The sequence below is a fragment of the Parasphingorhabdus sp. genome (assembly GCF_049667325.1).
GTDB lineage: Bacteria > Pseudomonadota > Alphaproteobacteria > Sphingomonadales > Sphingomonadaceae > Parasphingorhabdus.
In genome coordinates this window covers 1-8074 of the sequence record NZ_JBATHY010000206.1, presented here as the reverse complement: position 1 = coordinate 8074, position 8074 = coordinate 1, and the positions used below count along the sequence as shown (strand labels likewise).

Sequence of the window (8074 nt, the reverse complement as noted above, 5' to 3'; positions counted from 1 at the left end):
TTTTGCTCGACCATCTGGATGCCGATCAGGTGGTCGACAAGATCGCCTCGTTTATCAAGCAGTTTGACAAAGCAGGTTGTACCTATGCGGGCAGCCCTCTGCGCCTGGGAGCAGCGATAGGCTATTGTTTCGTGGGACCCAAAGATACGGTCGAAGACCTGATGACAAGGGCTGACGCCGCGATGTACCGCGCGAAAGACAAATCAGAATAACGCCGCGGATTAACGCTCCGAAAGATAATAGCGCTCGATCTCGTTCAGATCGTCATCCAGTTCGTAGATAATCGGCTGGCCCGTCGGGATTTCCAGGCCGGTAATCTCGTCGTCCGCAATATTGGACAGATGCTTGACCAGCGCCCGCAGGCTGTTGCCATGTGCCGATATCAGAACCGTTTTGCCATTTTGCAATTCGGGTGCGATCCGGCTCTTCCAATAGGGCAGAACCCGCACGATGGTATCTTTCAGGCTCTCGGTCGCGGGGACTTCTATTCCCTTGTAGCGGGGGTCGGTCGACATTTGATACTCGCTGTCTGCTGCCATCGGCGGCGGCGGTGTGTCAAAGCTGCGCCGCCAGACATGGACCTGTTCGTCGCCGTGCTTGTCACGCGTTTCCTGTTTGTTGAGGCCGGTCAGGCCACCATAATGCCGCTCGTTCAGGCGATAGTTTTTCTCCACCGGCAACCACAGGCGGCCCATTTCCTCGAGCGCAAGATTGAGTGTCTTGATTGCGCGGGTCTGGACGCTGGTAAAACAGATATTCGGGTCAATGCCCCGTTCTTTCATCAACTGTCCTGCTGCCTTCGCTTCTTCTATGCCCTTTTTCGTGACATCGACATCCCACCAGCCGGTAAAGCGGTTTTCGAGATTCCATAGCGACTGGCCATGGCGAAGCAGGATGAGTTGGGGCATCGATTGTCCTTAAGCTGGTGGATCATTTCCCCTAGCGGCGATGATGCTGGTCGCCAAGAGCGATTTCAGGTGAACAGGCGCGTCATTGTATAATAGGCACCGAGCGAACCGACAAGATAGACCGCAGGCCGGACGAGATATTTTTGCCGGTCGACGGGCAGGCGGCCGATCAGCCCGTAGGCAGCGATGATGGCTGCCACAAACAGGATCTGGCCCAGTTCCAAACCCAGATTAAACAGTAACAAGGCCCACACTTCCGCGCCTTTGGGGAGGCCTATTTCGGCGAGTGCACCTGCGAAACCCAGACCGTGCAACAAGCCAAAGCTGGCCGCGATTATCCACGGCTGGCGGATCGTGAGGCTGGTTTTTCCGCTCCGTTTGCGGATGGCTTCGATGGCGAGGAAAAAAATACTGAGTGCGATCAGCAGCTCTACCGGTTCGCTAGGCAGACTGAACAGGCCCATCGCCGTGACCGCCAGGGTGATGCTATGACCGGCAGTGAAAGCGGTGATCACCCAAAGCAGCTGCCGCAAGGGGGTGAGCAGCAGGAGCCCGAGAACAAACAGCAGATGATCCCATCCGAACAGCATATGCTCCGCGCCGATCCGCAGATAGGCGCTGGCCGGGGAACTATTGGCTTGCGCCTTCAAAGAAAAAGCGGCGTTAGCCGGACGCAAAACCCGCGTCTGTTCTCGGCCGTCGGCAAATTTCAGGCGGACAAAGACATCGGTCAGCGTCTGTTCGAGGCCTTCGATCCTGATCTCTCCGCGGTCGAGGCGGCAGGCGGTCTGCCAGCTTTCGATTGTCGCCGTACCGCTATACTCCTGCCGCGTCTGTTCCGGCGCGGGACATTGGTCAGGGAGGATTGGCCGCATCCTGAGCTTGCGACCCGATAGCACCGGCTGCTTCCAGATGACCGAGACATTGCCATCGGCCTGCTCGGTCAGTTCCAGTGCAGCGGGCCGGATTTCGTGGGCATTGGCCGGGCTCGCCATACTCGCCATAAATGCCATCAATAATGCGCAAAGCAAGAGTGTCAGCGCGCGTCGAAGCCACTTGCGCGCCCCGGTTGTCCAATGCCCCGACAGGGCTGATGCGGGATGGCGGAAGGAGGGGTTCATTCCCTTTTCTCGATGACCACTTCGTAATTGCCGACCAGTTTGTTCAACGCCGTTCGCTTTGCCTCGGCACGCTGATCGTCCTGCCATGCGGCCAGCACTTCGCTCCGGATCGGTTCGAACCGCGCCTCTGCGGCGCTGTCGATGGCCTCGATCCGGACCAGATGCAGGCCAAAGGCGGATCCGATCGGCTGGCTCCACGTGCCGGCCTCAAGCTTGAATATCGCGGCGGCAAACTCTGGTCCGAACAGCCGCGTGACTTCCCGCTCCGGTACCGCTGCATAGCTGCGCTTCTGGATGAACGGATCGCCAAGCGATTTCCATTCCGCGCCCGACTTCAACCGCGCGAGGGCGGTTACCGCTGCGGGCTCGATGCGTGATCCGTGTTTTTCGGGACTGAAATAGACATGGGTGAAGCTGCGCATTTCGGGTGCAGCAAATCGGTTGCCATGATCCTCGAACCATCTTTTCAATTCTGCATCCGTCGGATCGCTTGCCGAGGATTCCTCGCTGACCAGAAAATCCATTTTCTGGGCGAGCCTGCGTCGGATGATCGTATCGCCGTCCCCAAGGCCCAGTCGCTCGGCCTCCCGAACCAGCACCTCTTCCTGCACATATTGATCGATGATCGATTGCCGGTCTCCACCGGTCGGTCGCCGACCGGCCGTGCCGGCCCAGATATTTTCCAGTCTTTCGATCTCGGCAGCGCTCACCACGATGGTGCGGCCCTGCTCACCCTGCCAGACGTTCCAGAAATGGTTTATGGCAACCAGCACCAGCCCGATCAGGACGAAATGCGCGATCGGGTCACGAAATATTTTCACGCAGTTTTCCTGTCAGATCAAGCCGTTGGTACATACCAGATCGGGGAAGACCATGCGCGTTCCTGGATCGTCTTCTGCAGCGCGGGATTTGGCTTGACGCCCGCCCGCAGCGCGTCCCAGGTAGACCAGCGACAGACCGGATTTTCCAGCACGCGGACATAATAGGATGCGCGCTGCCCGGTCTTGTGTTCGGGGTCGCGCCAGAAACTCTTCAGTTCCGGTGCTCCCTTGTTGGCGGAAATCGAACAATCGCTAAGATCCACTTTTGCGCCATTGTCGGGGCAGCGGAAATTTGCATCGGGCGTTCCGCCATCGCTGCAAGCGACATCAAACACCTTCTCTTTGGCATTGCCGCCATCGGTCCAGACCTTGATGATCTGGACGCGCTGCAGCGGTGCGCTTGCCGCGTCGCGCATCGCCCAGATGATAAAGCCCGGTGTTTTGCTGCCGACAAGATCACCGCCCATCGGCACACCGTCCTGATAGGCCTTGCTGACCATTTCCGGATCGTCCAGCATCGCCTTGGTGAACCCGAACCCGCCGAAGAAGCGCAATTTGATGCGCGTGCCGGTGGTCGCATAGGTTTCCTTGCGCCGCATCGCATCGAAGATCGCTTCGCGGCTGTTCTGCTCTGCCCAGACCGCGGCATAGCCTGACGCGCTCCAGCGCGAGAACCAGTTCGCGGCGTTGGGATCGACGGTCACGCCTTCCCAGCTTTTCTTGCCGCCCGGCGGTATCGAACCCCGCGCCTCCGGCGAACCGTCGACAATCCCGATCTTGGACCAGAAATTCTTCTCGTCAAACGAACCGCCGACCACATGCGTGTCGCTCGATCCGATAAAGCCGAAATGGAATGGATCGGCGCCGATTTCCATGGTCAGTTTCAGCCCGTTGGCCAGCGCCTGCCGGACATAGTCACCCTTGGCCGTCTTGGAAGTGGTCATCGACCCGAGGAGCTTGTCGTATATTTCGAAATCGGCCCATTCATCATTGGGCGACAGCGAAGGATGGGTCTCGGACGTGCCCTTGACCTGGGTGATTTCGACAATCGGCTCGTTGCGGATTCGCTTTTCGGCATAGGCCTTGGTCAGCGGCTGGCCATTATAGGTTTCCATCTTGAACATTTCGCCGTCGGATACATTGCTGTTGTGCGGAATCGACATGACATCGTTTCCGGCTTCGCGCTGATCATCCATCCAAGTCCACAGGTCTTCCGGATTGGTCGAATCGACGGTGGCGAAAGGCATGGCGGGCGCCGAGCCCCTGAAAACGACGTTGCGATGCAGATTGCCGCCGGCAAAGCCGCCTTCTTCGCCACGGGTGACCCGGACAGCGGTATATTCATAGCCGGCGAATGTCGTGAACTTGCCGGGCTTGTTATATTTTTCGGCCGAATCGACAATCTGCTTCCAGACATTGCCGACAATGGCGGGATCATAGACTCCCTTCATCCTCTTTCCGTCGCGCACTGCGCCGCCGATCAGCTGGAACGCGTTGAGAATCGTGTCCTGGTCGGTGCTGAACATATCTTTGGCCATATCCAGTTTGGATAGCGCGGTACCGGGGGTGTCCATCGCTTCGAGATGGCCAAGATAGGCGGCGTGATCGGTGACCGCCATGAAGTCGAGTGGCGGGCCTTCGAGCTTCAGGTCATAGCCGAGCGGATGCTTGATCGTTTCGCCCATGCCGAATTTATACGCGTCATCCGGGGTGGTGCGGACGTTGAAGATATAGGCGTCAAAGCTGTTCTTGGTGTGAATGTGGAGATCACCGAAATAGACGTTGCGGTCCGGGTTTGCCGCTTCGCCGGAGGCGATCGCGGTTTCTGATTCCGGGGTTCTGCTATCTCCTGCAGAACAGCCTGCGAGCAAGCTGCTCAGCACGACAAAAGCGGACAATTTGTGTGTCATTTTAACATCCCTCCTGAGGCAGGAACGCCGATTTCTCTGCTTTTCGACCCAAAGCGAATGTTACATTTATGCAACGTTTGCTAAGGAATCGGCGTGGTTCCGCCCCTCTCCGCTTGATTTAATGACCCAATTAAAGGACTAGCGCAACCGTAGCGGTCGTAAAAACAAGCCATCCCCCCAGGAAAACGGCGATAACGACGGCGAGTTCAACGGGAGAATACACATGAAAACCTTCAATAAATTGCTCATGGCCGCACTTTGCACCACCGCCATGACCACCCCCGCTTTTGCGCAAGACGAAGCGCAGGAAGTAGAAACCTTCGACGATAATGTAATCATCGTGACGGCTACCCGGCGCGCCGAAGACGTTCAGGACATCCCTATTGCCGTGACCGCGGTCAGCCCGGTCCAGCTCGAGCAGCAGGGCGTGGTGAACGTACAGAATATCGGCAGCGTGTCGGCAAGTTTTTCAACCTCCAATGCTCAGACCGCGTCCGGCACCGTTGTGTTGCGGATTCGCGGCGTTGGTACGACCTCGAACAATATTGGCTTTGAATCGGCCGTCGGCATCTTCGTAGATGGCGCGTATCAATCGCGTCCCGGCGTTGCGCTCGGCGAATTTGTTGACGTAGAACGCGTCGAAGTTCTTCGCGGTCCGCAGGGAACGTTGTTTGGACGCAACACTTCCGCCGGTGCGCTGAACATCACCAACAAGCGTCCCGATCTCAATGATTTTGGCGGTTTTGTGAATGCAACCTATGGCAATTACGACCATATGAGTGTGCAGGGCGCGATCAATGCTCCTATCATCGAGGACACATTGGCCCTTCGTGTTACCGGCGCCTATCGCAAGCGTGACGGTTATGTAACGGTCATCGACCGCAACGGAGCGGAAATCGGCGAATCCAACAATACCGATCAATATCTCGTTCGCGGCCAACTCGGCTTCGAAACGCCAGGCGGCATCAGCGGTCGTTTGATTGCCGATTATTCGAAGAGCACAGCCAGCTGCTGTGCCGCGATCGAATTGCTGCAGTCGCCAGTAGAAACCGCTGGTGTCTTCGGTCTCGTCGGTCTCGGCGCACGGGGCGGCATGGCTGCACCGGTCGTCGCAACGAACCGGTTTGATACGACCACTGCTGAACGGGCTCTGGATAACCGGATTGCCACGTCCAATCAGGAATCGATCAACAGCAACGATCAATGGGGCGTTTCGGCCGAGGTTGAAGTTCCGCTCGGTGACACTGTCGACGCCATCTACATCGGTTCTTATCGCGAATATCGTGCAGGCGAATCCTATGACTCTGCATTTTCCGGCCTGGACGTTTTCAATGTCCTTCCCGGCGGCGGTACAGAAATCGATACGATGACGCATGAATTGCGCTTCCAGGGCGAAGCATTTGACGGTGCCCTGCAATGGCTTGTCGGCGGTTATTATTCCGACGAAGAGATTAGCCAGTCGGTCAACTTCGGATTGGGTCAGGATTATGGCCGGTTCATCGGTGCGTTGTTCACGGCCGGTGGTGCGGGTGCACTTGGTGCTACTCCTCTGTCGCTGCTGACCAATAGCAACATCTTCCCGAATTCGCCGCTGAACGTACCAGGCGGGATCGATCCATCTGTTGTCCGGACCACCAATGATTATACGCAGAGCAGCAAAAGCTGGTCGTTATTCACGCATAATGTTCTGGAAGTAACCGACGGCCTGAAACTGCACGTTGGCTTGCGTTACTCCGATGAAAGCAAAGACGGTTCGTTCAGCCAGTCTGCGGTCAACAATCCGCTGTGTCCGGCTATCCTTGGTACAATCGGAGCCGGCAATGTTCCTGCTGCTTTGATCAGCAACGTGTTCGGAACCGGTTGTTTCGCATTTGTTGCACCGGCAATTGGCTCTAACGCCAATCCGTTCCCGCTGCCCCGTCCCTTTGCCAGCACCTTCAGCGACGAAGAGCTGATCTACACCGGCAAAGTCAGCTACGAATTTGCATCTCCGATCACGGTTTATGCCAGCTTTACCCATGGCTATAAATCCGGCGGCTTCAACCTCGACTCCACGGCTGCTGCCGGTGGCGCCGATCCACGTTTCCTTTCCGAGGAAGTGGATGCTTATGAAGTTGGTTTCAAAGGCAAGTTCCTCGACAATGCTGTGACCGTGAATGTCGCTGGCTTCCACGAAGAATTCAGCAACTTCCAGGTTCTGGAATTCACTGGAGCCCAGTTCACGACGTTCAACGTACCGGTGGCGAAATCGACCGGTGTCGAACTGGAAATGGTGGCACGTCCAAGCGAAAACCTGACCTTCAACGGTGGCCTGACTTACACGAATGCAAGATATCCGGATAATTGTGCCGGTACGCAAACGTCGGCCAACGTCTTGTCTCTCTGTGGTAACTCGTTGACAAATGCCCCTAAATGGGTCGGCATTTTCGGCGCTACCTACGATCGTGACATTGGTGACAGCATGAAGTTCTTCGTTAACACGCAAGTGCGGATGGAAAGCGATCGTCGGACCTCGACACAAGCGATTGAAGTCCCAAGCGCAACGCAAATTGCGGCTGCGGGCAGTGTTCAGGCGGCGGTCGATTCAGCTGCGCTGGTTCCGTTTGATGTTCAGGATGGCAACATCAAGATCAACATGCGTGCCGGTATCGCTGATATCGACGATGCATGGGGTATCGAAGCTTGGGTTACCAACCTGACCAACGAAATCACGCGCGGTGTGACGTTCAACACCGTGTTGCGCTCCGGTTCGCGTTCTGCCTTTGCGCAAGAACCGCGCATGTACGGCCTGACGCTTCGCGGCAAATTCTAGAAGCGACGAAAAACTCGGTGGCATCTGTCACCAACCAATCAGGGGCCGGTTTTTCCGGCCCCTTTTTATTGCGCGGCAGAACCATTGGTGCAAAGGTTCGTGCCATGAAAAATTTCATCTTCCAGACCGTCCCGGTGCTCCACTTCGGCGAAGGCTGTCTCGCCGAGCTTCCCGATCAGATTGCCGCCCTGCGTGCATCCCGGCCGATGATCGTGACCGACAAGGGCATCGTGGCCGCTGGGCTAATCGCCCCGGTCGAAAAAACATTGTCCGAAGCGGGTCTGGATGTCGTAATTTTCGACGCTGTCGTTGCGGACCCGCCAGAAGCCATCGTTCTGCAAGCCATAGCCGTAGCGCAAGCCGCCAGCATAGATATCGTCATCGGATTGGGCGGGGGCAGTTCACTTGATACCGCTAAAGTGGTTGCCGCTCTAGCGGTGGATGGCGCCCAGCCGCTCTCCGAGATTTACGGCGTCGGCGCGCTGGACCGCAAGGGCCTGCC

At 57.0% G+C, this 8074-nt stretch carries 7 protein-coding genes; 3 read left to right on the top strand and 4 right to left on the bottom strand.

Annotated features, from left to right (window positions below; all coding sequences use genetic code 11):
• On the top strand, window positions 1-212 hold a 212-nt coding region (locus WBM93_RS09450; RefSeq protein WP_424431254.1), incomplete at its 5' end, for a GGDEF domain-containing protein.
• A gap of 9 nt (window positions 213-221) precedes the next feature.
• On the opposite strand, the gene gpmA is transcribed toward WBM93_RS09450, so the two are convergent.
• The 4 genes from gpmA to WBM93_RS09430 all read right to left on the bottom strand — a co-directional run bounded on the left by gpmA (window position 222) and on the right by WBM93_RS09430 (window position 4760).
• A complete protein-coding gene (gpmA, locus tag WBM93_RS09445; RefSeq protein ID WP_424431252.1) occupies window positions 222-908 on the bottom strand; it encodes a 2,3-diphosphoglycerate-dependent phosphoglycerate mutase in 687 nt (228 codons plus the stop codon).
• Window positions 909-973: 65 nt separating this feature from the next.
• Window positions 974-1912 (bottom strand): HupE/UreJ family protein, encoded by a 939-nt coding sequence (locus WBM93_RS09440; protein WP_424431250.1) that lies wholly within the window; start codon window positions 1910-1912, stop codon window positions 974-976.
• Between the two features lie 113 nt (window positions 1913-2025).
• Window positions 2026-2850, bottom strand: a complete 825-nt coding sequence (locus WBM93_RS09435; protein ID WP_424431248.1) for a peptidyl-prolyl cis-trans isomerase — start codon at window positions 2848-2850, stop codon at window positions 2026-2028.
• Between the two features lie 17 nt (window positions 2851-2867).
• Complete coding sequence (locus WBM93_RS09430) at window positions 2868-4760, bottom strand: DUF3604 domain-containing protein (RefSeq protein WP_424431246.1); 1893 nt, start codon at window positions 4758-4760, stop codon at window positions 2868-2870.
• A gap of 223 nt (window positions 4761-4983) precedes the next feature.
• Between WBM93_RS09430 and WBM93_RS09425 the strand changes: the two genes are divergently transcribed.
• Both WBM93_RS09425 and WBM93_RS09420 read left to right on the top strand, forming a co-directional pair.
• Window positions 4984-7572 (top strand): TonB-dependent receptor, encoded by a 2589-nt coding sequence (locus tag WBM93_RS09425; protein WP_424431245.1) that lies wholly within the window; start codon window positions 4984-4986, stop codon window positions 7570-7572.
• A 104-nt stretch (window positions 7573-7676) separates the two neighbouring features.
• On the top strand, window positions 7677-8074 hold a 398-nt coding region (locus WBM93_RS09420), incomplete at its 3' end, for an iron-containing alcohol dehydrogenase (protein ID WP_424431243.1).

Coding starts and splice junctions, on each gene's coding strand:
- WBM93_RS09440 (WP_424431250.1), bottom strand. CDS start 1,912: ATGGCGAGTATGGCGAGCCCGGCCAATGCCCACGAAATCCGGCCCGCT.
- gpmA (WP_424431252.1), bottom strand. CDS start 908: ATGCCCCAACTCATCCTGCTTCGCCATGGCCAGTCGCTATGGAATCTC.
- WBM93_RS09430 (WP_424431246.1), bottom strand. CDS start 4,760: ATGACACACAAATTGTCCGCTTTTGTCGTGCTGAGCAGCTTGCTCGCA.
- WBM93_RS09425 (WP_424431245.1), top strand. CDS start 4,984: ATGAAAACCTTCAATAAATTGCTCATGGCCGCACTTTGCACCACCGCC.